The organism is Bradyrhizobium sp. cir1, assembly GCF_014198245.1.
Classification (GTDB): Bacteria; Pseudomonadota; Alphaproteobacteria; order Rhizobiales; family Xanthobacteraceae; genus Bradyrhizobium.
In genome coordinates this window covers 513,534-540,462 of record NZ_JACIHE010000001.1, presented here as the reverse complement: position 1 = coordinate 540,462, position 26,929 = coordinate 513,534, and the positions used below count along the sequence as shown (strand labels likewise).

The window sequence follows — 26,929 nt, the reverse complement described above, 5'->3', positions numbered from 1 at the left end:
AGCCGCATGCCGCCGGATCTGTTGCGGCTCGATATCCTCGTCCCCGTGCTGGTGTGTTGCGCGCTGCTGTGGTGGGTCGGCCGCGGCCTCAGCTGGCCGGCGCGGCTCGCCACCGCAGCGGTGACGCTGCTGCTGATCATCTGCGTGCTGTTGGTCGAGCGCGGCTGGCTTTAGGCGCGGTGGTCAAATAAAAAGCGCGAAAACAACCCCATGCACAGTAGCCGTCAAGTGTCGCGACGAACTCGAAACTTCGCGGCCGAACGGCGATTTCCTGTGCACGCGTCGAGCCTTGAGCGGCGGCAGCGGCTCACGACATCGGGGATGCGACGAATTGTGCAAATCCGGGGCGCTTGCCGAGCTCGGCGAGCCAGCGCGTCAGGTTCGGCTGAGCCGGCCGGCTGATGCCCTCGACGCCGAGCCAGCGCCGCGCATAGGAGCCGATCGCGATGTCGGCGAGCGTGAACTGGTCGCCCTCCATGAAGCGGCGCGAGGCGAGCAGATTGTCGGCGATCGCCCACACCTCGGCGGCGGCATCGGCATCGCGCTGCACCTGGATCATGTCGCGCTCGGCGGGCGCCGTGCGCACGATGCCCCAGAACACGGGGCGGTCGACCGGCTGCACCGCCGACAGCGTCCAGTCGAGCCAGCGGTCGACGCTGGTGCGAAGGTTCGGCGCCTCCGGATAGATCGGCGTGCCGCGCCCATGCGCAAGGCAGAGATAGCGCATGATGGAGTTCGACTCCCACAGCACGAAGTCGCCCTCGACCAGGGTCGGGATCCGCGCATTGGGGTTCATCGCGAGATAGTCGGCCTCGCGAGTCTTGCCGTATTGCATGCCGGCGTCGATGCGCTCGTAGGTAAGCCCAAGCTCGGTGAGGCACCACAGCACCTTCTGCACGTTGACCGAATTTGCACGGCCCCAGATCGTGATTTTTTGGTCCGGCACGTGATCCTCCCGCGCGTTCTTCGGTGTCGTAGCCCGGATGAGCGAAGCGACATCCGGGACCTTGCCTGCAGCGTTCCCGGGTATCGCTGCGCTCACCCGGGCTACGATGTCTTGCGCAGGTGATAGCGGAATTTCCTCACCGCAGCGTCGGCGATTGCACCTAGCCCTCATGCAAAAAGCTCCGCCCGGGGCGGAGCTTTTTCCTCGCATACAGAGCCCGACGTCAGTGGCCGAAGAACAGCCACAACAGGATGATCACCGGGATCGGCACGCCCAGCAGCCACAACAAGATTCCGCGTCCCATCGCGTTCTCCTCCAATCGCATCATTGAGGAGTGAACGCCCCCGGTGCGGGCTTGTTCCTGCTGCGCGGGGCTTGCCAATCAGGCCTTACCAATGGCCGGTGTTCGGCATCGACAGCCACGGCTCCTGCGGCGGCTTCGGCTCGCCTTTCTGCAACAGCTCGATCGAGTGCAGGTCGGGCGAGCGGACGAACGCCATGTTGCCGTCGCGCGGCGGACGGTTGATGGTGACGCCGGCCTTCTGCAGCTTCGCGCAGGTCGCGTAGATGTCATCGACCTCATAGGCGAGATGGCCGAAGAAGCGATCCTCGCCATATTTCTCCTCGTCCCAATTGTAGGTGAGCTCGACCAGCGGCGCGCCGCGCGTCTTGGGCTGATCGGCCAGCGCGTCGAGATCGTCCGACGAGCACAGGAACACCAGCGTGAACCGCCCCTTGTCGTTCTCGATCCGCCGCACCTCCTTCAGCCCCAGCGCATCCTGGTAAAACTTCAGCGCGACATCGAGATTGCGCACGCGCAGCATGGTGTGGAGATAACGCATGGTTGTTGCTCCCTTTGAACGGTGGAGGGTTTTGCTTTGGGCCGGGACGGCGGGGGTAGGAGATAGCAGGAAACAGGGAGGAGGGGCAGGGGGCGGGGGCAAATGTGCGTGAGGGGGATGGTCTGCGAAATGAGTTGGCCAGCGGGGACCAAGCGCACTGGAAATTACCGCTGCCGCTTGCGCTGCCCGTGGTAAGCCGCCAATGTCTCACAACAAGATGCGCTTCGCAGCGATCGCACTGACCTGCAAGAATGTAAAAATCGCGGGTATGGCTATCAGGATTAGGCCGATTCGAAAGAGAAGGTAGATAAATAGCCTCAACCCGGGCCGCCTTACGCTTCTGATTAGATAGCGATATATCAAGCACTTCGAGATTGTTTTGAGACGCGCAACATCGTCACCAGTGAGTGCTGGTTCAAAGGCTTTCAAAGTAAAGATTTGTTCCTCGCGCTCGCTCAGCCTCGCGTATTCTTGCCGTAGTTCGTCTGCAACTCCCGGCAGTCCTCCCATTCTCAGGACGTGCTCGCTCTCTGATTCAGATTTCTGGTAGGGAGTCGCGCAACGCTTAAAATCTGGGTGACAGAAATAGCTGAAGAGTAGGGTCGCTATTGATAGAAAAAAGCTGCCATAAAAGAGAAGCCAAATGCGCCAAGTGCTAGGCAAGAAGTGGAGCAGCCACCCATCGTATTTGATTGTGATGTATTGGTGCACGTTGTCGTTGAGCAGCAGCATGTAGCCGAAGGCAGGCATGAGCACCGCAGTTTTGACCAGGTTCGAATTTCCCAGCGATGCGAGTTCGATCCAGCGAGAGTGTTGCTCTAGCCAATCTCTCAGAATGATCGCCCATTCTCTCAATGTCGTCCACCAGTCACTAAGAGCCCAGAACATTTACATCCCCAGTACTTGTGCTCGTAAACTGCTCACTTCAATTGATGTTGCGGAGATGGTGCACTCAACGTTCGCAGCTGGCTGTAAGCCAAATGCATATTGTCCGCTGGGCGGATGATGTCAGTCAATTGAATGCGCTGTCAGCGCAATTACGTCGAGAAATCTACGAAGACGGTATGACCTCGGCGAGGGGCCTGCATTGCCCCCCGCGGTGGATCATCGCGTGACAGTTCGCGCAGACGATTGCGAGATCTTTCAATTCAATTTTGCGACCCTCAGCAGGAGCTTCGCTTAGCGGCCTAAGGTGGTGAACGTGGGCAAATTCCTTTCCGAGATCTCCATATGTGACCGCAAAATCGAAATTGCAGCGAGGCACCTCGCACTTCAACGCCTTGTGCTGCCAGAGTGCAGCCTGAATCTTCTTTGCGCGCATGGATGCTTCGCGTCGCCGGTGCAAAATATAGCGCCTTCGCTGTTCCCCTTCAAACCCTGCTATTTCAGGATCGTCCTGTGTCGTCGAAGTTGTCGGCAGAGCGCCGCGGGTCACAATGCAATTGCCGCTCGTCATGTCGTAGGTTGTAACTGCCCAGGCAACTGGATCAAGTAACCGCTTTTCAACCGCGGAAGACTCCGACTCTGCATTCAGATGGTCGCGCTTCTCACCTTGCAGAATTATCGCGCGAATAGGCAGCCCATCTCGGTAAGCGATCCGCAAGTTCTCGTCGAGTTCGTTTGCGCGCATCTTCCATTGAGTAGCGCCTCTGCCCCCGAGCCGCCCGTCTCGCAGGCGGATGTTTTGGTCGTGGACGATGTCGTCACCGACGATCGTGAGGTCGTCATAGAAGAAAAGTGCGACAACCACCTCATCGGTCTGACGGAATGACCAATTGTAGCAGTACTTCGGATTCGTTGCTGGATTGCCGCCCCTGAAGTCGCTCCAAGCCGTAACGTCAACGCCCGCCTCCCTAACGAGGTCGATAACCAAAGGCTTCTCTGTTGGTTTAAGAGCGGAGAGGTCGGTCATGGCGCTCGCTGAGGCTGAGAAGTTGTTCCAATCGCCAATAGCATCTAATCCGTGTGTGTAATAGCAGTCAACGGACCTGGCATTTTCGGCCCCTCAACCCCGCGGCAGTTGTGGACCCCGCCAGAGATGGGGGCGACTAAGCGCTATGGCCGCACTCGTTGCAAAACTCCTGAATTACGGTGACAGTGCCACCGTAACTCGTCCGGCTGCCGGCTCGCCAAATTTTTGCTTTCGCGCTGTTGCCAACCCAAACGGTCAAACCCTCGGCAGTTGAACCCCGCCAGAGATGGGGGCGACTAAACGCCATGGCCGCACTCGTTGCAGAACTCCTGTTGGATCTCGTCAGAAGCCTCATTGGTGACTGGCTGAGACAGGCTGCGGTGGCCGTTTGTGCGTGGCTCGATACGAGGATTCGCGGCCGCGCTGCACGCTTTGTCGTGGGCGGCCTGCTCGGGATCGCCGCCTATTTCCTCATTCCTGTTGTCGCCGGGCTGCTGGGTCTCTGATGCCCTCCGTGAAGGCGAACCTCGTCATCGCGTTGGCCATCGGGGCGCTCGTCTCATTGGGGCTCCTCGCCATCGAGCCGCTGACCGACTTTGCTTATCTTTCGCTGGAGTGGCCCGGCATCACGGTTGCGTATTTCTTCTGGGGAGCGGTCGGAGGCTCCACCTTCCTGGGCGTAGCGATTTCCTGGGTCGTGAATGCACTCACCTACGGTCTGGGTGCTTTCGTCATTCTCAGCGCTCTCAAGGTGCTGATGGAGCCTTAGATTTCTCTAGCGTCTCGATCCGTCCTTGCCGCGCCGGGCCTCTTCGGCCTCGTCCACGAGCGTCAAGGCGGCGCTGTCGTAGCTCAGCCTCAAGCCACGGCCGACGATCCATGTCCATCCCTTGCGGGCGTCTTTGGTCGGCCGGGCGTTGAACTGGTCGGAGATCGATTTGACGGTGGCGTCTTGCGGCCCCGGATTGCTCAGCTCCGCATGGACGCGCCAGATCGGATGCCTGGCGTCAGCTGGATCGCTGTCGATCGTGACCTTGGCGCCATCGGCTGCGCATTCGAGGGTAAAGGTGTCGCGAAGCTGGCGGCAGCGGTAGCGGCGTTGCGTGATGACCTTGTTCGTTTCCTCGAATGTCATCCCGGGCGAGAAGCCGAGGATGTCGGACTTTTTCAAATTGGCCAGCGACGCAGGTCTCAAAAAGCCCGGCTGGATCGCCACGAGGGCGGCAATGGCAACAACGATCAAGCCGGCGACAACAATGGCAATCTTCATCAGTCCCTCGCAAGAAACATCCGACCATACAACAGCCGGAGCCTCCTGCCAGTCGGCAGGGCTATCGCAGATGGCTTCTTGGCGACGGCCAGAGCAAGCGCCCCGTCCTTCGAGACGACCGCTTCCAGCGGTCTCCTCAGGATGAGGCTAAGCAGCATTGGCCCCGTTGAAATTGCAGCCGCGCACTCCGCCCTCATCCTGAGGGCCCGCCATCGGCGGGCGTCTCGAAGGATCGGCTGCGGGCGAGCTATCCGCCACACTTCTTCATATGCGATAGCCCTGCGCCAGTCGGGCGAGGCGTTTTACGCCGCGGCCTGGTGTGTTGATCAACAGGAATAAGGAAACCGATTTCCTAAATGAGGACGTTCGGACGGACAGACATTCTCCGGGAGGTTTCTCGAAACCGCCTTTCACACGCGCGCCCGCTGATGTATGTTCCCCGGCGAGCCGCCAACGAGGTGTGCCGAAGCCTCGTCAGTACCTGGCGGCGTTTATGCCCACGGCGGGCAGTGTACTGCATTCATTTCAGATCCCAACGTCTCATATCCCACGATCGCGACGATCATCTCGTCACGATGCGCGTCTTCATTTCAGAACGGAGCAAGCCATGCATTTCTGTCTCACAGGGCAATACACGCCGCGCGCTCTCAATGCCATTCTGGAAAATCCGACGACCAATCGCCAGGAAGCGGCGAAGAAGCTGATCGAGGCGGCCGGCGGAAAGCTGGTCTCGATGTACAGCGTCGCGACCGACGGCCCCGGCGTTCTCGTGATCTTCGACGTGCCTGATCCGAGTAGCGCGCCGGCCATCTCCGGCCTCACCGTCACGGCGGGCACCTTGCAGAACGTGAAACTGATGCGCCTGTTCACGCAGGACGAGATCAAGCAGGTGCGGCAGAACGCAGCGAAGCTGCGCGCGTCCTATAGCCCGCCCGGCAGCTGATCGTTCGAACTAAAGCGCGATGAGATTAGGATGAATCGTCATCGCGCTTTAGGTTATTGTTTGAGCATGATCTTTTCGAAAAATCGCTGCACACTTTTCCGGATCATGCTCTAGCTCCGCACCATGCGAGGCCGCCGACCGTCGCGATGAGCGGCGGTCTCGCGAACTCTTTTCTCAAGTCTGCCTCGATCGCTCTGCAGCTACGCTGCGATCCGCTGCGCGACGGGAGTCGTCAGGTACTTGAGCGCTTTGGCATGTTCGAGATCGGGAACCGCGATGGCCGTGTGGCTGTAGATCGCATGGGTCCGCGATGTCGCGATCCTGTCCAGGATCTCCTTGCCCTTGATGACGTGCAGGCCCATGCCTTCCGCGGACGGAAAGATCGCCAGCACCACGTCATAAGCCGCGATCACGGTTCTCAGCGCCTCGGCCTTGTCCTCGGCGACATCGACAAACACGCGAACATCGGCTGCGAGTTCACGCAGCTCGTCAAAATTCAGCACTGTGGGGATACTCCAACGCAACGATACCTAATGAAGCTTGGATGCGTTGGGTTACTGAAGTCTCAACAACATGCATCTCATCACAAGTTTCACGGTGAGGTGACTCCTTAGATTGCGTCGGGACCGGGCATGGAGCAGGGCTGTCGCGCACGAAGAAGGCGGAGCTCGCCCGCAGCCCATCCTTCGAGACGCCCGCCTTTGGCGGGCCCTCAGGATGAGGCCGGGGGCGCGGCAGCAATTTCCTAGCCTCGTCCTGAGGAGACCGCTGGAGGCGGTCGTCTCGAAGGACGAGGCGCTTGCTCAGGCATCAAAAGCGTCGTCGCGCGAGCAAAAAGTGACGGGAATCACGTGAAACTGCGGCTTGCGTTTTCGGCCTCGATGGGTTCTAAGCCCCGTGACTTCCCGACCTCCGGCATGAACACGAAGCGCGCTGCGCGGCTTTGTCATGTGCCCGGCAAGTGACCTCACAGCTCACGCCCACCCAATCCAGAGGATTTTGACATGGCGAAGATGACCAAGACTCAATTGATCGATGCGATTGCCGAGGGCACGCAGCTCTCGAAGAACGACGTGAAGTCGGTCATCGAGTACATGGCGACGGTGGGCTACAAGGAGCTCAACGAGTCCGGCGAGTTCGTTATTCCCGGTTTCGTGAAGATGTCGGTCGTGAACAAGCCGGCGACCGAAGCGCGGATGGGCATCAATCCCTTCACCAAGGAGCCGATGCAGTTTGCGGCCAAGCCGGCGAGCAAGTCGGTCAAGGCCTCGCCGCTGAAGGTGGCCAAGGACGCCGTCTGATCCGGCGCTCGCGCGCGGCCTTGCGTGCCGAAAGCCCCGTTCCGATGGATTCGGAACGGGGCTTTCGCTTTTTGATTTGAAGCGCAGGCCGGCCTCGCGCCGTCCACAAAAAGCGAAAACCCCGCCTGGGGGAAGCGGGGCTTTCTAATGGGGGAAGCTTGGGGGAAGCTTCACCAATTAGACGCGCCAGCCCGCCAAAGGTTCACGATCTGAAGACGAGATGGGTGTTCGGTGGCCGCGAGCGCGAACAATCCCGCAAGGCGCTTCGCTTCAGCCGGCGCCTCAAAAGAAAAACCCCGCGCGATGCGCGCGGGGTTTTCCAAACTGACGGCGATGGGATTTCAGCGCCTGGCCGTCAGTCATGCCTCGAACTTAAGGTTGAAAATCCAAAATGCAACAGCGCCGCGGCGACGGAATATGCTCGTCCACGCGGCGCTGCTATGTGACTGGGCGCTGAAATCCCCAGCCTTCATGAGTCTGCGCAGCGCCCAGAAGGTTCAAGACGATCTGCGCGAAAATCTCTGGACTTGATGTTCTCTTTTTGTTCTATTGAGCCACCCTGGAGGTGACTCATGACCGTCGAAAAGCAGCGCGAAGTGATCCGGCTCTGGAACGAGCTCAGGAAGGTCGACGGCCCCGCCGCGGAAGAGCTCCGCATCCAGATCCTCGAATGCTTTTCAGAGAAGGGCAAAGGCAAGCGGGCGGCGTGACGTACGTTCGGCCGGCATCGACGATTTCAGGCAGGCGCGGTCCTGTTCTGGCGGCGCGCGCTTGATCTGATATCGCCGAGCGGCGCGCGCGGTGCGCTTGCGTCTGCTCGCCGCCGCTCGCTTAGGAACCATCATCCTGCACCAGCGTTCGCGCAACATGACATGCCCGCGATGCGCCAGGCCGATGATGGCAATCTCGGCCAACAGCTTTCGATGCGAACCCTGCCGCGAGTTCGTCATCGTGTTTGCGGTCGTCTCGACATTCGTGCCGCCGAAGTTGCCTGCCGCGGAAGCAGCGGCGCCGCGCGACTTCATCGATCGTTAGGAAACGCTGCGCGCTGGTTTTCTCGATTCCGATTCGTTCTGCGAGAACGAAAAGGAGTCGGATGCAGAACAAGTCGCGGCTGCCTGAATCCCGATGCGAAAGCCAAGGCCGGCCGTCGATGCTGTGCGTGTCTCTGCGAGCGCGAGTGCGTCTCTGCGAACGCGAGTGCGTCGCTGCGAACGCGATCGGCTCGCGATGACCGGCCATTCGCACGCGTGATCCACACCTCTTGTTAAGAGTTGCTCCGCGCCGATTTCTTCGATTCCGATTCGTTCTTCGAGAACGAAATGGAGGCGAAGCTGGAACAAAGCCGGACGATGAATGCCATGGACCTTCGTCGCGGTCTGAAGGCGCAACAGCGCCTGCGCGAACGCCTAACGAAAGCTTGCGCGCAAGCCGATAACCCTATTCGGTTAGGTTAAAAGCCCAATCGCGTTGCGATCGCCGCGGACTGGAGTAGGTATCAGGTAAAGACAAGCAAGAAACGGCTTCGCCAAGAAGCGACTTTTAAGAAGCGAATTTTCCAGGAAGCGATTTTACCAAGAACGACGTCATGACGCCTTTTTCAGAACCGTCCTTTTATCAAGGCGATCGGCACACCTACCGGCGGGTCGCCATCGTCGGCTCGCTGTTCTGCCTCGCTTTCGTGGTGATCAGCTTCTCGCTGCGGCCGCAAGCCGAGGACACAAGCGTCGCGGTCAAGGCCGACAGGCTGGTGCGCACGGCGGGCCAAGTGCCGCGCGCCAATTAAGTGCCGCGCGCCAATTAACGCTCGTCGGTGTGGATCCGGTCGGTCGCCGACGCATCACGGGACGAAGCGCCGCGAGTTGCAAGCGCCACGAACCCGGCGAAGCCGGACAGGTTGAGCAGAACTTCGAGCCAGGCGGGCATGTCGGGGCCCTCGCATTTCCTCAAGACAACCTCAACGTGCGCAAGGGGCGCTTGTTCCGCGCGCGCGAAAAAAATCCGGCTAGAGCATGATCCGGACCCGAAGGGCCGCGCCAGCGCAAAGTGCGAAGCGGTTTTCCGGAAAGATCATGCGTAAACAACAACCTAAAGCGCGTTGACGATTCATAAAAATCTCGTCGCGCTTTAGAGCCGGGAGGAGGGGTCGAGCCGCCGGCCGAGGGTCGCGACGGATTCGGATGAGGGCTGATGTTTCAGGAACTCGGCGATGGCCCGCGCGAGTTCGCCGTCGCTCATCGGCGTCGGCGGCGGGCGCAGCGTGCCGACACCGAAATTGCGCACGATCTCCTCAAAGTGCTGATCATCGGATTTGGGAACAAGCCCGCGGATACGGGCCAGCAAAGCGGATATGGGCATCCTTCCTCCTCGGCATCCGCCCCGCTGGCAGTCGTTATCGTCTGCTGCCATTTGCCCCCTTGGAACTGCTCCCTTGAAACTGAAAACCCCGCCAGCATCGCGGAGGATACTGACGGGGCTTCCGTGCTTTTGCCTCTACCGGATAGCGGAGGCTCTGCACTTGCAGATTTAATGCGGGCGAGGCGATTTCGTTCCGCCTGCATCGGTATTTTTTGACAGCCCCCCGGTTCCGCCTTGCGCGCAACCATCGCAGGCGGCCCGCGTTGTGCTTCCTGTTGCGAAGGAAGGAGGAGATCATGAAGAAAACACTGGCAGTTCTCGCCACCGTCGCAGCCGTCGGCGTGACCGCGGTCGCGGCGCCTGCGCCCGCCGAGGCGCACAGACGCGGCATCGGGCCGGGCCTGGCATTCGGCCTTGCCGCCGGTGCGATCACCGCAGGCGCGGTCGCCGCGTCGCATCCGTACGGCTACTACGGTCCGGGCTACGGCTACTATGACGGGCCGGCCTATTATTACGGATCGGGCCCGTACGCCTATTATGGTGGACCGTACTACCGGCACCACTACTATTATCGCCACTGGTAACGGTCCAACAACGTGAAAAAGCCCGGAGCGATGCTCCGGGCTTTTTTCATGCGTATCGATCAGACGCGTCTTATGGCCAGAGCGAGGGCCGTTCCACCTTGCGGGCATTCTCGAGCGTCGTCACGAAATACTCTTCGCGTTCGCGCTTGAACTTCTCCTGGGTGGCACGGAAGGCGGCGACACGGGCGGCGATCTCTTCGCGTTCGCGGATATTGCGTTGTTCGTCTTCGGTCATGTCCATCCCCTCTGTTCGCACTTGGACTTTGTCTACGGGACTTCGTCTATTGGACTCTGTCTACGTGTTTACTCAAGCGCTGCCGCCGCATCGTGCGCTGAGTCGCATTCAATATATGCATTGGCGCTTCTGATTGGGGCGTCAATGGGGACGAGGCATTGCAGGATTGTGATAAGCGGTGATCGGAAAAAAATGCCGGGCCCGCTTCTTTCCGCGTGTCGCTCCGCGCGTTCGTTCGCGGTGGATAAGAGCGCCAACATTCTTGTCGCTTGGGTGCGACGCAGCTAGCCGAACGGCGCCTGATGCGCGCTGAATCGGCTGCAGGGCAGGGCGCGCCCCAGGAGATGACGGCAACGTCGCGCGCGGGCCATGCTATAGAGCCATGCATGAAAGTCAGGATGGCTGGCCCATGATTGCATCAGATCTTCGCAGCGGCGTCGAACGTCTCGGCGACATGATCGCCGAGGCCAGGACCATCGTGCCGTTCACCGGCGCCGGCATCTCGACCGAATGCGGCATCCCCGACTTCCGCTCGCCGGGCGGAATTTGGACGCGCTACCGCCCGATCGAGTTCGGCGAATTCGTCGCCAGCCAGGAGGCGCGCGACGAAGCCTGGCGCCGCCGCTTTGCGATGGAGGAGGTCTTTGCGGCGGCCAGGCCCGGCCGCGGCCATCGCGCGCTGGCATCGCTCTACCGCGCCGGCAAGATTCCCGCGGTCATCACCCAGAACATCGACAATCTGCACCAGGCCTCGGGCTTTGCCGGCGAGCACGTGATTGAACTTCACGGAAATACCACTTATGCGCGCTGCATCGGATGTGGGCAGTCCTATCAGCTCGACTGGGTGAAGCGACGATTCGACGAGGACGACGCCGCACCCAACTGTACCGTGTGTGACGAGCCGGTGAAGACGGCCACGATCTCGTTCGGCCAGATGATGCCCGAGGATGAAATGCAGCGCGCGACCGAGCTGTCGCAACATTGCGACCTCTTCATCGCGATCGGTTCCTCGCTCATCGTATGGCCGGCGGCCGGCTTTCCGATGATGGCGAAGAACTGCGGTGCACGTTTGGTGATCATCAATCGCGAGCCGACCGAGCAGGACGACATCGCCGATCTCGTCATCCGTCACGACATCGGCGAAACCCTCGGGCCCTTCGTCGGCAATTGAGGCGTTAGTTTGATTCGCGGCTGTGCAAGCTGTTCATAGGTTCCGGCGAATCTCTTTTTTGTCTATGCGTCGCAACCGGGAGTGTTATCTTTTGAGTCGAAAGATTCGCGTCGCGTCGAATTGAGAACATTCTCTTAAGACGCGTGATTCGAGCGCCGCCAATGTGGCGGGTTGCATGGCAGTGTGGGGTCCGGGGTTATGGGGTCGTCGGACGGATTTGAGTCCAAGAAGCTTGGAGTTCCGGGACAGGGTACCTCGCCGGGGCGGTTGACGCCGGGCGAGCATGGCGGCGCCGGCCGCGACAGTGCACTCAGTCCGTTCACCGGACTGGGCGAGGCCAGCGCCAATCTCGTCGAGGTGACCGGCGTCATCAAATGGTTCGACGCTTCCAAGGGCTACGGCTTCATCGTTCCCGACAATGGCTGGCCCGACGTGCTCCTGCACGTTACCGTGCTTAGACGCGACGGCTTCCAGACCGCCTATGAGGGCGCACGCATCGTCGTCGAGTGCATCCAGCGCGCCAAGGGCTACCAGGCATTCCGCGTGGTCTCGATGGACGAGTCGACCGCGATCCATCCGGCGCAGATGCTGCCGCCGCGCACCCATGTCACGGTCACGCCGACCAGCGGGCTGGAGCGAGCCCAGGTCAAATGGTTCAACCGGCTGCGCGGCTTCGGCTTCCTGACCTGCGGCGAGGGCACGCCCGACATCTTCGTGCACATGGAGACGCTGCGCCGCTTCGGCATGACCGAATTGCGCCCCGGCCAATATGTGCTGGTCCGCTTCGGGCCCGGCTCCAAGGGCATGATGGCGGCCGAGATCCATCCCGAGACCGGATCGCCCGGCCTGCAGTCGCACTGAAGGCGCCAGTTCCCGCAATCGTGAGCAGAGGCGCGCTGGCCGGCCAGCGCGCCTCTGGCTTTTGTGATGGTCGCCGCGTAAGGACTGGTTCAGTCCCACCCGCCTCGAGTACCGTCCCATGAACTTCGATCGAAAGGCCGTCTGGTCCATTGCGAGGGGCTGGCTGGTCGCCATCCTCGTCGCCACCTTTGCCGCCGCCGGCGCGCCGGCGCGTGCCGCCAGCTTCCAGCCGCTCGAGATCGTCACGAAGAACGGCGTGCAGGTGTTCTCGGTGGAGATGGCGACGACCGAGGAGGAGAAGCAGACCGGCCTGATGTACCGCAAGGAGCTGGCCGACGGCAAAGGCATGCTGTTCGACTTCAATCCCGAGCAGGAAGTCTCGATGTGGATGAAGAACACCTACGTCTCGCTCGACATGATCTTCATCCGCGCCGACGGCCGCATCCTGCGGATTGCGGAAAACACCGAGCCGCTGTCGACCAAGATCATCTCCTCGCGGGGCCCCGCCCGGGCGGTTCTGGAGGTGGTGGCGGGAACGGCGCAGAAATACGGCATCCGCCCCGGCGACCGTGTCGGCCACCCGCTGTTCGGCAGCAAATAGGGTCGCCCAAGAGGGGCATTGCCAGCCTTGCTGGCGCCGGTTTGTAAGCTTGCTGACGCCTTTGGAAGCGTGTATCGACGGGGCTCGCCGGACATTCGGGGTATAGCGCAGCCTGGTAGCGCGGCAGTTTTGGGTACTGCAGGTCGTTGGTTCGAATCCAGCTGCCCCGACCAGTCCCGGTGTCGACAACGTTGAGGGCCTTATGGGCCCGCCTCAGAACAACAACCAATCGACGAGTCGCCAGGCGATCCAGGCGAGGGCGCAGATCCAGCCCAGCATGACGATCCCCGCGACGCCAAGCCCGCAGAGCGCAAACAGTGAGCTTCCGCTCTCCGGTGCCTCGGAGAGTTTCTCGGTCGTATCAATCTGGCTCACTGTGCCCCCTTGCCGTGCGGCCCGCTGTTCATTGGTCTCTGCTCGGTCGAAGAAATTCACCGGCCGCGCTCCAGCTCACACGGACGTGAGACGAGGTGACTAATCCATCCACGAGGGCGCGCGTAGATCGCGGACGCGGGTGGATGTCCCGGATAGGTGGGGAAACGTTGCAACGCGCAGCGCAGCGTTTGGTTGCTGCGGTCGGGTCCGGAAAATGCGCGCCACACCGAATTTTTCAAACCTCCAGCGCCTGCTTCGCCCGCTCGCCGCGTTGAAGCGGAAGGGCGGTTACGCAACCGGCGTTGCGCCCGAGGTTCCCTGCGGACGAGGCTTTCATGTCGATCAGTGCGATTGCATCAACCAGCGCGCCGGTGACGGCGACCCCGTCGACCGCCACGGCGTCATCCTCCGCGGCATCTTCGACATCGGCGGCTTCGTCGACTTCGGCCACGTCATCGACGTCGGCGACATCGTCGTCGCAATCGGCGGGCGGAAGCTCGGAATCGGAAGGCAGCGGCGGCTCGGCCAAGACCATCGTCAGCGAGGTCTCGATCACCATCGATGGAGTCACCACCACTACGATCACCTATTCCGACGGCACGACGGAGGTCGAGACGTCCGCGAGCTCGCAAGCCGGTCAAAGCGGTCAGGCCGGACAGACCTACAACGCGCAAGGTGCACTTGGCGCCGCACTTGGCGCCAATGCCCAGACCGCATCCGGCAGCACGTCCGGTGCCGGTGCCAGCGCTGCGGTCTAGCCCAGGTTGATCGCCGCGGCAGGGCAGGCGGCCGATGGTGTCCTGAAGCGCTCGCACGAGACATGCCCGAAGCCGGCCAAAGCCATGGCGCTCATTGCCCGCATGGCACGACTTCCGCGCGATTTTTCAAGGCATTGGCGAGGGCCCAGGGGCGCAGAATTACCAAAGATTCATCGAACCTTTGGCTGTTGCCACAGACATATGGGTGTTGGGGATTTCAGCGCCCAATGCCTAAACGGACGCCGCCAAGCGATGATATTCCGCTTGTGCGGCGTTGCGCTTTTCAGACCTAACGCAATCAGCTCGACGCGTGCCAACCCGGCGGAAACGGCACGAACGGCCATATCATCTGGTTATCGTTGGCGGGCTTGGGCGGCTCCTGAACCGACGTCCGGAGCAATGGGGCAGGCGGCACAGATCGCACAGCCAAGCGCAAACACACACACTGCAAATTCATTGCGGTCGCCCCAAGCCAGTAAGTCATTTTTTCAAATGCAATGTCAGTTCAAAATCACCGCGCGTCCAAAACGGCACGCTCATTCAAATCACATGCATTCTAGAAAAGCCGGCGTCGGCTTTCAACCGGTCCGGCCATCCGTCCACGGCGGGTAAGGTTGATCGGTTAGGTTAAGGGCGAGCGGTTGTTGCGGCCGTTTCGTGGGGCGTTATCAGATCGGTCCCGGCTCGCGATGGGCTGCCTGAAATTCGTGCTCACTCAAGATCACAGTTCGTCGCGGCGCGCGTATTCTGTGAGTTCTGCGTCATGTCTTTCGATCGCAACGTCAAAACCGTCAATACGCAGTCGAGCTGGACCGAAATCTGGCACCTCTGGACCGTGATCGTGCCACGCCGCTCGATCAACGGGCAGCTCGTCTACGGCAAGGTCTGGCGCCGGCACGACGGCCGCGACTGGATCTACAAGAAACTCACCGAGTTCGACGGCGAAGAGGCGGCCTAGAGCATGATCCGGACCCGGAGGGCCGCGTAGCGCAAAGTGCGAAGCGGTTTTCCGGAGAGATCATGCGTAAACAACAACCTGAAGCGCGATGACGGTTCATCCAAATCTCATCGCGCTTTAGAAGGCCGCGCTCCCGCTCAACCCGCGTGCCGCTCGCCGGTGGCCGATCCCGGCGCCTGCACGCGCGGCGGCGGCATTTTGAAGTGACGTTTCGCGTAGGCGACGATCTCGTTGTCGGAGGGATGATCGGCCGATTCGACCGCGGCAATCCGCTTGGCGAGATCCGGGGCGTGCGCGCGAATGTGGTTGGCGAGCTCGGTCTTCGCGCTCGCCGGACCGATGATCAGGATCTCGCCGGCATCGGCGATGGCCGTGGTCACTTCAGCGTAGAACGTCTTGTCGGGCGCGGCATGGCCGCTGCCGGTCACGTTGGCCTTGTGATGCAGATGTCGCGTCGGCAGATGCGGATGCAGCGTGATTTCGTCGGAGCCGCTCAGGCCAAGATGGAAGATCCGGGCCTGCGCGTGGTCGATCCATACAACGGCGTGAAAATGAGAGGGCATGCGTTTGGGCCTTGTCCGGGAGGAAGCCGCCGACGTCGGTGCGGCGACGGGAGTCGCAGCGACACTAGGTCGGCCGGCGCCGGCCCTGGTTGACGCAGGTCAATCCGGGGCCTGGACAAAGCGAAAGCGGCATCGGAACGGCCCGCCCGAACGGGCGGACGCACCCGGCTCAGGCGGCCTTCGCCTCCGCTGCCGGCTTGGCCGGCGGCGGCTTCAGCGGCTTGTCCTGCTTCTTCGACCACGAGATGTAATAGGCCACGGTCGTCATGATCGCGATGCCGGCGATGGAGACGAAGAGCTGCGCGAACAGCGAGCCCGAGCTCATCGACAGTTCGAAATGGCCGACGAAGGACAGGAACACGCCGACGCAGAACACCGCGAGCGACTGCTGGCCGCACACGATCAGCGGGTCGAACACCTTCCATTCCAGGCCCGGCCAGTCCTTCGGCACGAAGCGGATCACCAGGATCACGATCACGACGAAATGGAGGAAGCGGTAGGGCGCGAGGTTGGTCTTGTCGTTCGGGTTGAAGGCCGAGAACAGCCATTCCGGGAACATGCCGGCGAGAGTGGGGAAGCGGCCGGCCATGGTCATGACAAGCGCGAACAGGAGATAGCCGAGGCAGAGCCACAGCGTGATCGGCGAATTGATCAGCGTCATCGAGCGCCGCGCGCCGCCCATGGAGCACCAGGCGCCGAACACGAACAGCACCTGCCAGCAATACGGGTTGAAGTACCACTGGCCGGCCGGATAGGCGGTCAGGTTCCAGCCGTAATGGCGCGCGGCGAGCCACAGCACGATCGACAGCGCCATGGTCAGATCGGGCTTGCGCAGCATGAACCACAGCACCGGCGGAAATAGCCCCATCAGCACGATGTAGAGCGGCAGCACGTCGAGATTGAGCGGCTTGAAGCGCAGGAACAGGCCTTGGCGCAGCGTCTCGGTGGCGTTGTCGACGAGGCCGGCGACGTTGAACTCGTTGATCATCTCGGAATCGCCGAAGCGCAGCGCCAGATAGCTGATCGAGGCGATGTAGATCACGAACAGGATGATGTGGGCGACGTAGAGCTGCCAGACCCGCTTGGTGAGCCTGGTGGCGCCGACGATGAAGCCGCGGTCCAGCATCATCCGCGCATAGACGAAGGAGGCGGTGTAGCCGGAGATGAAGACGAACAGGTCGGCGGCGTCGGAAAAGCCGTAGTTGCGCGTGGTGATCCAGTTCACCACGTTGTCGGGGATATGGTCGAGGAAGATCGCCCAGTTCGCGACACCGCGAAACAGGTCGAGCCTGAGGTCGCGGCCCTTTTCGGGCAGCGTGGCGTTGATGTTCAGGAAGGCCATGCGACGGGAGCTCTCGAAGGGGGCGGACAGGCGGAGGTCGGGGAGGTTGTGCCGCCGGGCGGGATCCCGGCGCGGAAGGCGGGTACGCAATTGTCACGGTGCAGCATAATGACTATACCGTCGCAGAGGCTACCGGGGGTGCCGGAATCACCAATCAGTTCCCAATCGGTGTCTCTATACTATCCCTGAGGTTTCCACCAACTGCCACCCTGACGCATCGAAATCGAACGAAAAGACGAAAAACGAGGCCCGGACCACCCATGACCGCACGCATTTTCAAGCCCGCCAAGAACGCGATGCAATCCGGCCGGTCCAAGACGAAGGAATGGCAGCTCGACTACGAGCCGGAGCAGCCGCGCGCGGTCGAGCCGCTGATGGGCTGGACCTCGTCGGGCGACATGAAGCAGCAGATCACCCTGCGCTTCGACAGCAGGGAAGAGGCGGTCGCCTATTGCGAGCGCAAGGGCATCGCCTACCAGGTCATCGAGCCCCAGGATTCGATTCGCCGGCCGGTCGCCTATGCCGACAATTTCTCGTTCCGGCGCGGCGAGCCCTGGACGCATTAAAGACCATTCTCATCAGAGATGGGGCCGCGTGAGCTCGGCCTGCATGGTTCGAGACGCCCGCTTTTGGCGAGTTCCTCACCATGAGGGTCTAATATCCTGCCGCGAAACGTGACCTCATCCTGAGGGCCCGCTGGAGGCGGGCGTCTCGAAGGATGGGCCGCAGGCAAGCTTCCCGCCTCGCCTTTTCAGCCTCAGGGAAGCCTAGGTGGTTGGCACCAATCTCGCCCCGTGCTTCGCTGGTCGCCATGACACGACCATGACGGGGTGGGGGGATGGCGGGGCGTGACCAGCTCGACGGCGTCGATCTGAAGATCTTATCCGAGTTGCAGCAGGACGGGCGGGTTCGCAACAACGAGCTGGCGCTGCGCGTCGGCGTCTCCGCGCCGAACTGCCTGCGCCGGCTGAAATCGCTGTTCAGCCGCGGCGTGATCCGGGCAGTGCGCGCCGTGATCGACGAGCGGCTGCTCGGCTATGAGGTGGTGTCGTTCGTCTCGATCCAGCTCGGCAGCCAGGCCCAGCCGGTGCTCGAGGCGTTCGAGAGCTCGATCGCCGCGATCCCGCGCATCCAGCAGTGCTGGCGGATATCGGGCGACACCGACTATCTCCTCAAATGCGTCGCGCCGAGCGTCGAGAACATGCGCCAGCAGTTGCTGCATTTCGCCGCGATGCCTGACGTCAAGAACGTCCGCAGCTTTCCGGTGCTCGGGGTTGCCAAGGACGTGCCGCTGCCGTTGCAGGAGGTCGCGGCGGTGCCGGCGAGCTAGTTGATTCGAGTTCCCTCGGACCGATTGATCGCAGGCTTCGCCAAAGCCGAACCAGAATGCATTAGTAACTCACCTAACTGTGACATGTGATTTGGGAAGTCCTGCAATGCGCTGAGCCGTGATTGTCGGCTCCGCAGCGCCGCCTAGATGCAAGGTGTGAACCTCAGCCTGCCTCGCATGCCGAGGACTCTTTTGTGGGACCCTGAAGCAGGAAAAGACAACATGACATCGATCTCGAAGACGTTCGCGGCTTCCGCTGCGATGCTGTTTGCGTCTGCGTTTCTGGTTCTGACCGCGCCGGCTGCGCAGGCAGAAGACTACTGCATCACCAACGGAGCCCAGGCCGCTCATGGCTGCGGCTTTCCGACCATGGAAGCCTGCCGGCAGGCGGCCGGCGGCATCGGCGGCACGTGCTCGCAGAGCGGCGGCGCCAAGACCACCAACGACGCGCTCGCTTTCCAGCCGAAGCAGACCAAGCAGCCGAAGCAGCCCAAGGTTCGTTCGGGCGCGCAGAACTAACGCCTGAATTCAAGACCTGATCCAGGACATTGCGGCCTCCGGGAGCGATCTCGGGGGCCGTCAGTTTATGACAAGCAGATAACGGCGCGCCTCAGCGATATCTGCCGCGAAACTCGCGCGGGGAGGCGCCGGTCCAGGTGCGGAAGGCACGCGAGAAGCTCTTCTCGTTGCGGAAGCCGGCGATCTCGGCGATCCGCTTGATCGGGGCGCGGCCGCGCATCAGTTCCTGTTTGGCCAGCTCGAATTTTGCCTCTTCCTTGAGATCGCGCAGCGAGGTGGATTCCTCGCGCAGGCGCCGGTGCATGGTGCGCGTGGAGAGCGCGAGCTCGCTCGCGACATCCTCTGCGCCAAGACTGCGTCCGCGCGCATTGCGCAGCACGCGGCGGACACGCTCGACCAGCAGGCGGTCGCGCCGATAGGGCAGCACCGTGAGCCTGAGCGCGCCCTTGAGCATGTTGTCGAGATCGGCGGCGCTGCGGGTCAGCGGCAGCGAGAGATAGTGCTTGTCGAAGATGATGCGGGCATGGGCCGCGTCGAAGCTGACGTTTCTGCAGAAGATGGTCGGATAGACCGAAACGTGGCCCGGCTCCGGGTGGGGGAATTCGGCGGCGCGGAGCGCGATCTTGGAATCCACCGCCCAGCAGGAGAAGCCGAGCACGTAGCGGAGCAGGGTGACCAGGCAGAATTCGCGCAAGGTGCCGAGGTCATGCCGCTCCCGGATCGACACGATTGCGGTCTCCTCGCCGACCTCGAGATCAAGCAGCACGTCCTCGGTGAGCAGGCGGTGGTGCCGGCACCAGCGCTTGAGCGCCACCTCCAGCGTCGGCGCCGTGATCGAGGCGCGGCACAGCATGCCATAGGTGCCGAAAGGAAGCCGGCGCGAGAACCAGCCGAGCGCCTCGTCGTCGAGCTCGCGCATGGCATGGCCGGCCAGGGCCTCGAACTGGACGGCCGTGACCCGCCCATCCGGAGAATTGACAAGGTCTGGCGCTATTTGACCCCGCTGCAACGCTTCAGCCGGGTCCAGTCCATATCGCGCATAGGCGGCCACCACGCCGCGGACGAAGGCGGCTGGGGTCACGGCGCGGCGCGGGATCGCGGCTGCGGCTTGGAAAGTCATCGGAATTCCCTCCGGAAAATCCTCGCCAAGTTTGGCGGAAAATGCAACCTTTTCGACCGCCTGAGGGCCCCGAGACCGCTAGGTTCGGGGTCAAATAACGGAGGAATCGCCTTGAACATCCCGAGCATCGATTTCGATCTGGGCGAAGACATCGGTATGCTGCGCGACACGCTCCGCGCCTTCGTGGAGGCGGAGATCACCCCGCGCGCTGCCGAGATCGAGAAGGCCAATTTGTTCCCGGCGGACCTGTGGAAGCGCCTTGGCGACCTCGGCCTGCTCGGCATGACCGCCCCCGAGCAATATGGCGGCTCCAACATGGGCTATCTCGCCCATATCGTCGCCATGGAGGAGATTTCGCGCGGGTCCGCCGCTGTGGGGCTGTCCTACGGCGCCCACTCCAACCTCTGCGTCAACCAGATCCGCCGCAACGGCAATGACGCGCAGCGCCAGCGCTATCTGCCCAAGCTGATCTCCGGCGAGTATGTCGGCGCGCTCGCGATGTCCGAGCCCGGCGCCGGCTCCGACGTGGTCTCGATGAAGCTGCGCGCCGACAAGCGCGGCGACCGCTACGTGCTCAACGGCTCCAAGATGTGGATCACCAATGGCGGCGATGCCGACGTGCTGGTGGTCTACGCCAAGACCGATCCGGAGGCCGGCCCGCGCGGCATGACGGCCTTCCTGATCGAAAAGGGTTTCAAGGGCTTCACCCACGGCCAGCATCTCGACAAGCTCGGCATGCGCGGCTCCAACACCTATCCGCTGTTCTTCGACGAGTGCGAGGTGCCCGAGGAGAACGTGATGGGCAAGGTGGGCGAGGGCGTCAAGGTGCTGATGTCCGGCCTCGACTATGAGCGCGCTGTGCTCTCCGGCGGCCCGCTCGGGATCATGGCGGCGTGCATGGATGCCGTCGTGCCCTACATGCACGAGCGCAAGCAGTTCGGCCAGCCGATCGGCGACTTCCAGCTGATGCAGGGCAAGCTCGCCGACATGTATGCGACCTGGCAGGCCACGCGCGCCTATGTCTATGCGGTGGGGCGCGCCTGCGACCGCGCCGACCATGCGCGCAGCTTACGCAAGGATGCGGCCGCGGCGATCCTCTATTCGGCGGAGAAGGCGACGTGGATGGCGGGCGAGGCGATCCAGGCGCTTGGCGGGGTCGGCTACACATCCGAATTCCCGGTCGGCCGTCTCTGGCGTGACGCCAAACTCTACGAGATCGGCGCCGGGACATCCGAGGTGCGCCGCATGCTGATCGGCCGCGAGCTGATGGCCGAGACGGCTTAAATCCTTCACCTCATTGGACTCAACATGCCGCTCCATTCCAGCATCGATCCTTCTTCGTCGGACTTTGCACGCAACGCCGAATCCATGCGCGGCCTGGTCGCCGATTTGCGCGAAAAGCTCAGCCAGGTCGCCGGCGGCGGCGGTGAGGCCTCGCGCAACCGCCACACCGCGCGCGGCAAGATGCTGGCACGCGAGCGCGTCGACCTGCTGGTCGATCCCGGCACCTCGTTCCTGGAGCTGTCGCCGCTTGCGGCCTATGGCCTCTATGGCGGCGACGTGCATTCCGCGAGCGTCGTCACCGGGGTGGGGCGCATCTCGGGGCGCGAATGCGTGATCGTCGCCAATGACGCCACCATCAAGGGCGGCACCTATTACCCGATGACCGTGAAGAAGCATCTGCGCGCGCAGGACATCGCGCGGCAGAACAACCTTCCTTGCGTCTACATGGTGGATTCCGGCGGCGCCTTCCTGCCGCTGCAGGACGAGATATTTCCGGACGAGCGCCATTTCGGCCGCATCTTCTACAACCAGGCGCAGATGTCGTCGCAAGGAATCCCGCAGATCGCGATCGTGATGGGCTCCTGCACCGCCGGCGGCGCCTATGTGCCGGCGATGTCGGACGAGAGCATCATCGTGCGCAACCAGGGCACCATCTTCCTCGGCGGCCCGCCGCTGGTGAAGGCGGCGACCGGTGAGGTCGTGAGCGCCGAGGAGCTCGGCGGCGCCGATGTGCATTCGCGGCAGTCCGGCGTGACCGATCATTACGCCCAGAACGATGCCCATGCGATCGGGATTGCGCGGCGCATCGTCGGTACGCTGAAGCCGTCGGTGCGGCCGAACCTCAACATGCATCCGCCGCGCGATCCGCTGTTTGCCGCGGAGGAGATTTACGGCGTGGTGCCGGTCGATGGCCGCAAGCCGTTCGACGTGCGCGACATCATTGCCCGTGTGGTGGACGGCTCGGAGTTCGACGAGTTCAAAAAACTGTACGGCACGACGCTGGTCTGCGGCTTCGCCCATATCTGGGGCTATCCGGTCGGCATCATCGCCAACAACGGCATTTTGTTCAGCGAGAGCTCGCTGAAGGGGGCGCATTTCATCGAGCTGTGCTGCCAGCGCGGCATTCCCCTGGTGTTCCTGCAGAACATCACCGGCTTCATGGTCGGCAAGAAATACGAGGCCGGCGGCATCGCGCGCGACGGTGCAAAACTGGTGACGGCGGTCGCGACCGCCTCGGTGCCGAAATTCACCGTCGTGATCGGCGGCTCCTACGGCGCCGGCAATTACGGCATGTGCGGCCGCGCCTACGCGCCGCGCTTCCTCTGGATGTGGCCGAACGCGCGCATCTCGGTGATGGGCGGCGAGCAGGCCTCGATGGTTCTGAGCCAGGTCCGCCGCGACAATATCGAGGCCAAGGGCGACAGCTGGTCGAAGGAAGAGGAAGACAAGTTCCGCGAGCCCATTCGCGCGCAATATGAGAGCCAGGGGCATCCTTATTACGCGACCGCGCGGCTCTGGGACGACGGCGTGATCGACCCCGCCGACACGCGCCTCGTGCTCGGCCTCGGCCTCTCGGCGGCATCGAATGCGCCGATCGAGCCGACCAAATTCGGCCTGTTCAGGATGTGATGCGATGGACCGCACAAAGCTCTACCGCCGTTTTCGCACCCTCCTGATCGCTAACCGCGGCGAGATCGCCTGCCGCGTCATCCGCACCGCCCGGGCCATGGGCCTGCGCACGGTCGCGGTCTATTCCGACGCCGATCGCGATGCGATGCATGTCGCGCTCGCGGATGAGGCGGTGCTGCTCGGGCCGGCGCGTGCCCGCGACAGCTATCTCAATGTCGAGCGACTGATCGAGGCCGCGCGCAAGACCGGCGCGGAAGCGGTTCACCCCGGCTACGGCTTCCTGTCCGAGAATGCGGATTTCGCGCGGGCCTGCCTGGACGCCGGGCTGGTGTTCGTTGGCCCGACCGCCGGAATGATGACGGCAATGGGCTCGAAGTCCGGCTCAAAAGAGCTGATGGAGAAAGCCGGCGTGCCGCTGGTGCCCGGCTATCACGGCGATGCGCAGGACGATGCGACGCTGGCGAAGGCGGCCGAGAAGGTCGGCTTCCCCGTGCTGGTGAAGGCCTCCGCCGGCGGCGGCGGCCGTGGCATGCGCATCGTGCGCTCCGCGGCGGAGCTGGGGCCTGCGATCGTCAGCGCCAAGCGCGAAGCCCTGGCCGCGTTCGGCGACGACCGCATGCTGATCGAAAAGTACGTCGACAATCCCCGGCATATCGAGGTGCAGGTGATTGGCGATAGCCACGGCAATCTGTTGTCGCTATTCGAGCGCGAATGCACGTTGCAGCGCCGGCACCAGAAGGTGATCGAGGAGGCGCCGTCGCCGACGCTCAACGCCGCCCAGCGCGAGACGGTCTGCGCCGCCGCGCGCAAGGCGGCGGGCGCGGTGAACTATGTCGGCGCCGGCACCATCGAATTCGTCTCCGACGGCAAGGACGTGTTCTTCATCGAGATGAACACGCGCCTGCAGGTCGAGCATCCCGTGACCGAGCTGATCACGGGCATCGACCTCGTCGAATGGCAGCTGCGCGTCGCCTTCGGCGAGGCGCTGCCCTTGAAGCAGGACGAGATCAAGCTCAACGGCCATGCGATCGAGGCGCGCGTCTACGCGGAGAACCCCACCAAGAACTTCATGCCGTCGGTCGGAAAGATCTCGACCTGGCGCATGCCGGCGGAAACCGGCGGCCTGCGCATCGACGCCGGCTATCGCGAGGGCGATACGGTCTCGCCTTACTACGATGCCATGCTGGCAAAGACGATTGCGTGGGCGCCGACGCGGGACGTCGCGATCGACCGCCTGAACCGCGGGCTGGAGGAGACCGACGTCCGCGGCATCGTCACCAACATTCCGTTCCTGTCTGCCCTGATCACGCACCCGAAGGTGCGCGCGAACGCGATCGACACCGGCTTCATCGAGCGCGAGCTGGCGGTGCTGACGTCGGCGGCGCCAGCTCCTGGAGAGCTCGAGCTCTGCGCCGCAGTCGCCGCAATCGTCATCGAGGAGCGGCAGACCGCGCAGGCCGAGGCGAGCTCTCCGTGGCAGACGTTTGGCTGGCAGCCGGTCGGCCGCCGCCAGCGCAGCTTTTCCTTCCGCGTCGGACATGGTCCGGAGCAGAAGATCGCTCTGAACTACGGCAGCGGGCCGTCCACGCTGGTGATCGGCGAACGCGAGCTCGCCTTCACGATCGCGGCGAAGGAGGGCGGGTTCGATCTGACGCTCGACGGCGTCAAATCGACCGTGGCGGCCGTGATCGACGGCCATGAGCTCTATTTGCGCACGCGCAACGGCCGCTTCGAACTGCACTGGGTCGATCCGTTCGGCGGCGAGAGCGAGGAGCATGTCGGCGAAGACAAGATCGCGGCACCCTTGCCGGGCACGGTCGTTGCCGTGCTGGCCGAGGAGGGGGCGAAGCTCGACAAGGGCGCGCCGATCCTCACGCTCGAGGTGATGAAGATGGAGCAGACGCTGCGGGCGCCATACGCGGGCGTGCTCAGATCCATCAAGTGCAAGGTCGGCGATATCGTACAGGAGGGCGTCGAGCTCGCCGTGGTCGAACCTTCGGGAGACTGACATGAGCGACCAGGTCCGCATCATCGAGATGGGGCCGCGTGACGGCCTCCAGAACGAGAAGACGCCCGTCAGCGTCGAGGCCCGCATTGCCTTCATCGAGGCGCTGGTTGCGGCCGGCCTCGATACGGTCGAGGTCGGCGCCTTCGTCTCGTCCAAGGCGATCCCGCAAATGGCGAGTTCGGATGCCGTGCTGCGCGGCGTCAGCCACATCAAGGGCGCCGAATTCCACGTGCTGGTGCCGAATGAGAAGGGCTATGACGCTGCGCGCGCCGCGGGCGCGAAAGTCGTTTCCGTGTTTGCGGCGGCCTCCGAAGGCTTTTCCCGCGCCAACATCAACTGCACGGTCGCGGAATCCATCGAGCGGTTCAAGCCGGTGCTGGCGCGCGCCAGGGACGATGGCGTCAAGGTGCGCGGCTATATCTCCTGCGTGCTCGGCTGCCCGTTCGACGGCGAGATCAAGCCGAAGGCGGTGGCTGATCTCGCCAATACGCTGTGGGATCTCGGCTGCTACGAGATCTCGCTCGGCGACACCATCGGCGTCGGCACGCCAGCCAAGGCGAAGGAGATGCTGCGCGCGGTAGCGGCGAGCATCCCGCCTTCCAAGCTCGCGATGCATTTCCACGACACCTACGGCCAGGCGCTCGCCAACCTGTACGCGGGGATGGAAGAGGGCGTCCGCGTCATCGACGCCGCCGCCGGCGGCCTCGGCGGCTGTCCCTACGCGCCGGGTGCGACCGGCAATGTCGCGACCGAGGATGTCGTCTACATGCTCGAAGGCATGGGGATCAGGACCGGCGTCGATATGGAGAAGCTGCTCGCGGCCACCAACGCGATGAGCGCCGTGCTGGGCAAGCCGCCCGTCAGCCGCGTGGCATCGGCGCTGAATGCGAAGAAGAGGCGGGCGGTTTCCTAGTTCTCCGTCATTGCGAGCGCAGCGAAGCAATCCAGCGTCCCTCCGCGGAAATATTCTGGATTGCTTCGTCGCAAGGGCTCCTCGCAATGACGACGGAGAGAGCTTTCGTTAGGCCGCCTTCAGGCCGACATCCGGCAGGCGCGGCCGATTTTTGAGCGCCTTGACCATCATGGCCTCGACCGCGGCCTTCTCCTGCGGCAGCAGCGCCAGGCGGGGCGGGCGGGTCAGCGCGGTGCCGCGGCCCATGATGTGCTCGCACAGCTTGATGCACTGGACGAGGTCCGGGCGGGCATCGAGATGCAAGAGCGGCATGAACCATTCGTAGAGCGGCATGGCCTCGGCAAGGCGGCCGGCCTTGGCCAGGCGGAACAGCGTCTCGCCCTCGCGCGGGAAGGCGTTGGACATTCCGGAGACCCAGCCTACGGCGCCCATGGCGACGCTCTCGACGATGACGTCGTCGAGGCCGGCGAACAGCACGAAGCGGTCGCCGACCATGTTCCTTGTGTCGATGAAGCGGCGGGTGTCGCCCGAGGAGTCCTTGAAGCAGACCACGGTCTCGACGTCGGCGAGGGTCGCCAGGATGTCCGGCGTGACGTCGTTCTTGTAGATCGGCGGATTGTTGTAGAGCATCACGGGCAGATCCGTCGCGCTGGCGACGGCACGGAAATGCGCAGCGGTCTCGTGCGGCTTGGACGAATAGACCAGTGCCGGCATCACCATCACGCCGTCGATGCCGACGCGCGCGGCTTCCTTCGCCGTTTCGACCGCGAAGGCCGTGGTGAATTCGGCAATGCCGCAGAGCACGGGCACGCGGCCGGCCGCGACCGACTTCGCCGTCTCCATGATCGCGACCTTCTCCTTGCGCTCCAGCGAGGTGTTCTCACCGACCGAGCCGCAGACGATCAGGCCGGAGACGCCGTCGCGGATCAATCCGTCCATCACCTTGGCGGTCGCGTCGATGTCGAGCGAGAGATCGTCGTGGAATTGCGTGGTAACGGCCGGGAAGACGCCTTCCCAGGAAACGCGGCGGCTCATGTTTGACTCCAGGTAGATTTGCCGGCGGGGGGGCTGGGGCCGCCGGCAGTTGCGAAGAGGATGGCGGGTGA

Annotated in this window: 36 protein-coding genes and 1 tRNA gene; 21 read left to right on the top strand and 16 right to left on the bottom strand. The window is 62.9% G+C overall.

Going from position 1 to position 26,929, the window contains the following annotated elements:
- Nucleotides 1-6 precede the first annotated feature (6 nt).
- Nucleotides 7-174 (top strand): hypothetical protein, encoded by a 168-nt coding sequence (locus GGD63_RS02605; RefSeq protein WP_183239326.1) that lies wholly within the window; start codon nt 7-9, stop codon nt 172-174.
- Between the two features lie 133 nt (nt 175-307).
- Here the strand turns inward: GGD63_RS02605 and GGD63_RS02600 are convergent, their stop codons facing one another.
- The 4 genes from GGD63_RS02600 to GGD63_RS02585 form a co-directional block, all read right to left on the bottom strand.
- Nucleotides 308-946 carry a glutathione S-transferase family protein gene (locus GGD63_RS02600; RefSeq protein WP_183239325.1) on the bottom strand — a complete coding sequence of 213 codons (639 nt, stop codon included), beginning with the start codon at nt 944-946 and terminating at the stop codon, nt 308-310.
- A gap of 389 nt (nt 947-1,335) precedes the next feature.
- The gene (locus tag GGD63_RS02595) at nt 1,336-1,788 is read right to left on the bottom strand and encodes a VOC family protein (protein ID WP_183239324.1); all 453 of its coding nucleotides are present in this window, start codon (nt 1,786-1,788) and stop codon (nt 1,336-1,338) included.
- Nucleotides 1,789-1,995: 207 nt separating this feature from the next.
- Nucleotides 1,996-2,676 carry a hypothetical protein gene (locus GGD63_RS02590; protein ID WP_183239323.1) on the bottom strand — a complete coding sequence of 227 codons (681 nt, stop codon included), beginning with the start codon at nt 2,674-2,676 and terminating at the stop codon, nt 1,996-1,998.
- Between the two features lie 163 nt (nt 2,677-2,839).
- Nucleotides 2,840-3,700 carry an HNH endonuclease gene (locus GGD63_RS02585; RefSeq protein WP_183239322.1) on the bottom strand — a complete coding sequence of 287 codons (861 nt, stop codon included), beginning with the start codon at nt 3,698-3,700 and terminating at the stop codon, nt 2,840-2,842.
- Nucleotides 3,701-4,005: 305 nt separating this feature from the next.
- On the opposite strand from GGD63_RS02585, the gene GGD63_RS02580 reads away from it, so the two are divergent.
- The gene (locus tag GGD63_RS02580; RefSeq protein WP_183239321.1) at nt 4,006-4,206 is read left to right on the top strand and encodes a hypothetical protein; all 201 of its coding nucleotides are present in this window, start codon (nt 4,006-4,008) and stop codon (nt 4,204-4,206) included.
- On the top strand, nt 4,206-4,469 hold the full coding sequence (locus tag GGD63_RS02575; RefSeq protein WP_183239320.1) for a hypothetical protein: 264 nt from the start codon (nt 4,206-4,208) through the stop codon (nt 4,467-4,469). The genes GGD63_RS02580 and GGD63_RS02575 overlap by 1 nt, the downstream gene beginning before the upstream one ends.
- Nucleotides 4,470-4,475: 6 nt before the next feature.
- Here GGD63_RS02575 and GGD63_RS02570 read toward each other — a convergent pair whose 3' ends face one another.
- A complete protein-coding gene (locus GGD63_RS02570) occupies nt 4,476-4,970 on the bottom strand; it encodes a hypothetical protein (RefSeq protein ID WP_183239319.1) in 495 nt (164 codons plus the stop codon).
- Nucleotides 4,971-5,577: 607 nt separating this feature from the next.
- Between GGD63_RS02570 and GGD63_RS02565 the strand changes: the two genes are divergently transcribed.
- Nucleotides 5,578-5,913 (top strand): GYD domain-containing protein, encoded by a 336-nt coding sequence (locus tag GGD63_RS02565; RefSeq protein ID WP_183239318.1) that lies wholly within the window; start codon nt 5,578-5,580, stop codon nt 5,911-5,913.
- A gap of 200 nt (nt 5,914-6,113) precedes the next feature.
- Here the strand turns inward: GGD63_RS02565 and GGD63_RS02560 are convergent, their stop codons facing one another.
- A complete protein-coding gene (locus GGD63_RS02560; RefSeq protein ID WP_183239317.1) occupies nt 6,114-6,416 on the bottom strand; it encodes a hypothetical protein in 303 nt (100 codons plus the stop codon).
- A gap of 501 nt (nt 6,417-6,917) precedes the next feature.
- Between GGD63_RS02560 and GGD63_RS02555 the strand changes: the two genes are divergently transcribed.
- The 3 genes from GGD63_RS02555 to GGD63_RS02545 all read left to right on the top strand — a co-directional run bounded on the left by GGD63_RS02555 (nt 6,918) and on the right by GGD63_RS02545 (nt 7,924).
- The gene (locus GGD63_RS02555; RefSeq protein ID WP_008558895.1) at nt 6,918-7,214 is read left to right on the top strand and encodes an HU family DNA-binding protein; all 297 of its coding nucleotides are present in this window, start codon (nt 6,918-6,920) and stop codon (nt 7,212-7,214) included.
- 231 nt (nt 7,215-7,445) lie between these two features.
- Nucleotides 7,446-7,745 carry a hypothetical protein gene (locus GGD63_RS02550; RefSeq protein WP_183239316.1) on the top strand — a complete coding sequence of 100 codons (300 nt, stop codon included), beginning with the start codon at nt 7,446-7,448 and terminating at the stop codon, nt 7,743-7,745.
- Between the two features lie 41 nt (nt 7,746-7,786).
- Nucleotides 7,787-7,924: a hypothetical protein gene (locus tag GGD63_RS02545; protein ID WP_183239315.1), complete on the top strand. Its 138-nt coding sequence runs from the start codon at nt 7,787-7,789 to the stop codon at nt 7,922-7,924.
- Here GGD63_RS02545 and GGD63_RS02540 read toward each other — a convergent pair.
- The gene (locus GGD63_RS02540) at nt 7,892-8,239 is read right to left on the bottom strand and encodes a hypothetical protein (RefSeq protein WP_183239314.1); all 348 of its coding nucleotides are present in this window, start codon (nt 8,237-8,239) and stop codon (nt 7,892-7,894) included. The two genes, GGD63_RS02545 and GGD63_RS02540, sit on opposite strands and share 33 nt — an antisense overlap.
- A gap of 563 nt (nt 8,240-8,802) precedes the next feature.
- Between GGD63_RS02540 and GGD63_RS02535 the strand changes: the two genes are divergently transcribed.
- The gene (locus GGD63_RS02535) at nt 8,803-9,000 is read left to right on the top strand and encodes a hypothetical protein (RefSeq protein WP_183239313.1); all 198 of its coding nucleotides are present in this window, start codon (nt 8,803-8,805) and stop codon (nt 8,998-9,000) included.
- Between the two features lie 14 nt (nt 9,001-9,014).
- Here the strand turns inward: GGD63_RS02535 and GGD63_RS40555 are convergent, their stop codons facing one another.
- Nucleotides 9,015-9,140, bottom strand: coding sequence for a hypothetical protein (locus GGD63_RS40555; RefSeq protein ID WP_283811915.1), 126 nt, complete (start codon nt 9,138-9,140; stop codon nt 9,015-9,017).
- A gap of 201 nt (nt 9,141-9,341) precedes the next feature.
- Nucleotides 9,342-9,557 carry a hypothetical protein gene (locus GGD63_RS02530; RefSeq protein ID WP_246785339.1) on the bottom strand — a complete coding sequence of 72 codons (216 nt, stop codon included), beginning with the start codon at nt 9,555-9,557 and terminating at the stop codon, nt 9,342-9,344.
- Nucleotides 9,558-9,868: 311 nt separating this feature from the next.
- Here GGD63_RS02530 and GGD63_RS02525 point away from each other — a divergent pair, with 311 nt between their 5' ends.
- On the top strand, nt 9,869-10,156 hold the full coding sequence (locus tag GGD63_RS02525) for a hypothetical protein (protein WP_183239311.1): 288 nt from the start codon (nt 9,869-9,871) through the stop codon (nt 10,154-10,156).
- A gap of 70 nt (nt 10,157-10,226) precedes the next feature.
- On the opposite strand, the gene GGD63_RS02520 is transcribed toward GGD63_RS02525, so the two are convergent.
- On the bottom strand, nt 10,227-10,391 hold the full coding sequence (locus tag GGD63_RS02520) for a hypothetical protein (protein ID WP_183239310.1): 165 nt from the start codon (nt 10,389-10,391) through the stop codon (nt 10,227-10,229).
- A 409-nt stretch (nt 10,392-10,800) separates the two neighbouring features.
- Here GGD63_RS02520 and GGD63_RS02515 point away from each other — a divergent pair, with 409 nt between their 5' ends.
- The 4 genes from GGD63_RS02515 (at nt 10,801) to GGD63_RS02500 (ending at nt 13,197) form a co-directional block, all read left to right on the top strand.
- A complete protein-coding gene (locus GGD63_RS02515) occupies nt 10,801-11,562 on the top strand; it encodes a Sir2 family NAD-dependent protein deacetylase (RefSeq protein ID WP_183239309.1) in 762 nt (253 codons plus the stop codon).
- Between the two features lie 198 nt (nt 11,563-11,760).
- Entirely contained in the window at nt 11,761-12,423 is a 663-nt protein-coding gene (locus tag GGD63_RS02510) for a cold-shock protein (RefSeq protein ID WP_183239308.1), read from the top strand.
- Between the two features lie 118 nt (nt 12,424-12,541).
- Nucleotides 12,542-13,024, top strand: coding sequence for a DUF192 domain-containing protein (locus tag GGD63_RS02505; protein WP_183239307.1), 483 nt, complete (start codon nt 12,542-12,544; stop codon nt 13,022-13,024).
- Between the two features lie 96 nt (nt 13,025-13,120).
- Nucleotides 13,121-13,197: transfer RNA gene (locus GGD63_RS02500), tRNA-Pro, on the top strand.
- Nucleotides 13,198-13,237: 40 nt separating this feature from the next.
- Here the strand turns inward: GGD63_RS02500 and GGD63_RS02495 are convergent.
- Both GGD63_RS02495 and GGD63_RS02490 read right to left on the bottom strand, forming a co-directional pair.
- Complete coding sequence (locus tag GGD63_RS02495; RefSeq protein ID WP_183239306.1) at nt 13,238-13,459, bottom strand: RNA-binding protein; 222 nt, start codon at nt 13,457-13,459, stop codon at nt 13,238-13,240.
- Between the two features lie 175 nt (nt 13,460-13,634).
- Nucleotides 13,635-13,958, bottom strand: coding sequence for a hypothetical protein (locus GGD63_RS02490; protein ID WP_183239305.1), 324 nt, complete (start codon nt 13,956-13,958; stop codon nt 13,635-13,637).
- A 962-nt stretch (nt 13,959-14,920) separates the two neighbouring features.
- Between GGD63_RS02490 and GGD63_RS02485 the strand changes: the two genes are divergently transcribed.
- Nucleotides 14,921-15,115 (top strand): hypothetical protein, encoded by a 195-nt coding sequence (locus GGD63_RS02485; protein WP_183239304.1) that lies wholly within the window; start codon nt 14,921-14,923, stop codon nt 15,113-15,115.
- Between the two features lie 137 nt (nt 15,116-15,252).
- Here GGD63_RS02485 and GGD63_RS02480 read toward each other — a convergent pair whose 3' ends face one another.
- The gene (locus GGD63_RS02480; RefSeq protein WP_183239303.1) at nt 15,253-15,678 is read right to left on the bottom strand and encodes a translational machinery protein; all 426 of its coding nucleotides are present in this window, start codon (nt 15,676-15,678) and stop codon (nt 15,253-15,255) included.
- Between the two features lie 169 nt (nt 15,679-15,847).
- Entirely contained in the window at nt 15,848-17,020 is a 1,173-nt protein-coding gene (locus GGD63_RS02475) for an OpgC domain-containing protein (RefSeq protein ID WP_183239302.1), read from the bottom strand.
- Between the two features lie 260 nt (nt 17,021-17,280).
- Between GGD63_RS02475 and GGD63_RS02470 the strand changes: the two genes are divergently transcribed.
- The 3 genes from GGD63_RS02470 to GGD63_RS02460 all read left to right on the top strand — a co-directional run bounded on the left by GGD63_RS02470 (nt 17,281) and on the right by GGD63_RS02460 (nt 18,869).
- Nucleotides 17,281-17,586, top strand: a complete 306-nt coding sequence (locus GGD63_RS02470) for an ETC complex I subunit (RefSeq protein WP_183239301.1) — start codon at nt 17,281-17,283, stop codon at nt 17,584-17,586.
- A gap of 272 nt (nt 17,587-17,858) precedes the next feature.
- The gene (locus GGD63_RS02465; protein WP_183239300.1) at nt 17,859-18,350 is read left to right on the top strand and encodes an Lrp/AsnC family transcriptional regulator; all 492 of its coding nucleotides are present in this window, start codon (nt 17,859-17,861) and stop codon (nt 18,348-18,350) included.
- 222 nt (nt 18,351-18,572) lie between these two features.
- Nucleotides 18,573-18,869, top strand: a complete 297-nt coding sequence (locus tag GGD63_RS02460) for a DUF3551 domain-containing protein (protein ID WP_183239299.1) — start codon at nt 18,573-18,575, stop codon at nt 18,867-18,869.
- 91 nt (nt 18,870-18,960) lie between these two features.
- Here the strand turns inward: GGD63_RS02460 and GGD63_RS02455 are convergent, their stop codons facing one another.
- Nucleotides 18,961-19,989 (bottom strand): AraC family transcriptional regulator, encoded by a 1,029-nt coding sequence (locus tag GGD63_RS02455; protein WP_183239298.1) that lies wholly within the window; start codon nt 19,987-19,989, stop codon nt 18,961-18,963.
- 111 nt (nt 19,990-20,100) lie between these two features.
- On the opposite strand from GGD63_RS02455, the gene GGD63_RS02450 reads away from it, so the two are divergent.
- Genes GGD63_RS02450 through GGD63_RS02435 form a run of 4 tightly spaced genes read left to right on the top strand, consistent with a single transcriptional unit; the run spans nt 20,101 to nt 25,823 of the window.
- Nucleotides 20,101-21,273, top strand: coding sequence for an isovaleryl-CoA dehydrogenase (locus GGD63_RS02450; RefSeq protein WP_183239297.1), 1,173 nt, complete (start codon nt 20,101-20,103; stop codon nt 21,271-21,273).
- 24 nt (nt 21,274-21,297) lie between these two features.
- Entirely contained in the window at nt 21,298-22,902 is a 1,605-nt protein-coding gene (locus GGD63_RS02445) for a carboxyl transferase domain-containing protein (protein WP_183239296.1), read from the top strand.
- A gap of 4 nt (nt 22,903-22,906) precedes the next feature.
- Nucleotides 22,907-24,910 carry an acetyl/propionyl/methylcrotonyl-CoA carboxylase subunit alpha gene (locus tag GGD63_RS02440; RefSeq protein ID WP_183239295.1) on the top strand — a complete coding sequence of 668 codons (2,004 nt, stop codon included), beginning with the start codon at nt 22,907-22,909 and terminating at the stop codon, nt 24,908-24,910.
- A 1-nt stretch (nt 24,911) separates the two neighbouring features.
- Nucleotides 24,912-25,823, top strand: coding sequence for a hydroxymethylglutaryl-CoA lyase (locus GGD63_RS02435; RefSeq protein WP_183239294.1), 912 nt, complete (start codon nt 24,912-24,914; stop codon nt 25,821-25,823).
- A gap of 108 nt (nt 25,824-25,931) precedes the next feature.
- Here GGD63_RS02435 and GGD63_RS02430 read toward each other — a convergent pair whose 3' ends face one another.
- On the bottom strand, nt 25,932-26,858 hold the full coding sequence (locus GGD63_RS02430; RefSeq protein ID WP_183239293.1) for a dihydrodipicolinate synthase family protein: 927 nt from the start codon (nt 26,856-26,858) through the stop codon (nt 25,932-25,934).
- Nucleotides 26,859-26,929: the final 71 nt, after the last annotated feature.